This is a genomic window from Blautia sp. DFI.6.71, assembly GCF_020593585.1.
Lineage (GTDB): Bacteria > Bacillota > Clostridia > Lachnospirales > Lachnospiraceae > Blautia_A > Blautia_A wexlerae.
This window is the reverse complement of sequence record NZ_JAJDMJ010000139.1, coordinates 1-1,004: the sequence shown is the minus strand read 5'-3', so window position 1 is coordinate 1,004 and position 1,004 is coordinate 1. Positions and strand designations below refer to the sequence as shown.

Annotated in this window: 1 protein-coding gene; it reads left to right on the top strand. The window is 37.9% G+C overall.

Features of this window, described 5'->3' with window-relative positions:
- Positions 1-103 precede the first annotated feature (103 nt).
- Positions 104-1,004 (top strand): transposase (locus LJE12_RS19595; RefSeq protein ID WP_227292396.1); only part of this gene is annotated, 901 nt, incomplete at its 3' end.

The following is a 1,004-nucleotide window of genomic DNA, read 5'->3' as shown; positions in this document are numbered from 1 at the left end:
GGCATTTTTTTGTTGTTAAAATAAAATATCTCCTCAAGGTTTATGGTAAAATAGAATTGCCTAGAAACTAATTAACCAATCCACCTAAAGGAGATATACCTACATGATAACATATAAACAGCTCACTTTGGCAGAAATTTTTGAAGATTGTCAAAATAAATTCGACAACGACAAATATCAGTTCCTTTCGCTTCTTGATGAAGCCATTGACCTTGATGAAATTATTCCTGTTTCTTTTATTTCTCATTTTTACGCCAGTACCGGAAGACCTCGCAAACATCAGCTTTATCCAATGCTTAAGGCACTTCTTATCCAGCGTATTTTCTCAATCCCGACGGACACACTCCTGATCGTATTTTTGAAATTTTCCCAGGAACTGCGTGATTTCTGCGGTTTTGATGTTGTTCCGGATGGTTCCAAATTTACACGTTTCAAACAGGATTTTTTATCGGACTTACAATCTATGTTCGATCATCTTGTTGATCTGACCGAACCGATCTGCCAAAGTCTTGATCCTGCCCTTGCTTCCATGACAATCTTTGATACCTCTGGCATTGAAGCATGGGTTACAGAAAATAACCCAAAATATGCCAACCGTATTATCAAGCAGCTAAAGGCTTTCAAAAAGTCCCATAACCTTGATGATTCCTATGATCCTTATAAAGCTGCTTATGGCTCTATGCCAACTCATGCGGCTTCCAATCAGGCAATCCAGCAGATGTACATCAATGGACATTTCTGTTACGCCTATAAATTTGGTATTATTACGAACGGGCTTGGTATTGTTCGTGACATCACTTTCTACAACAAGGACTTTCTAAAAAAACATCCTGATATCGTTGTAGGGAAGAAATCAGATTCACCGGATGAGGATAAATCCCTTGCCGATTCGAAAGCACTTCTTCCAGTTTTAATTGACTTTTTCCAGAAACATCCTTTAATAAATTCAAAGACGTTTCTTGGAGATGCTGCGTTTGATGCCATTAACATTTACAAATCCCTCT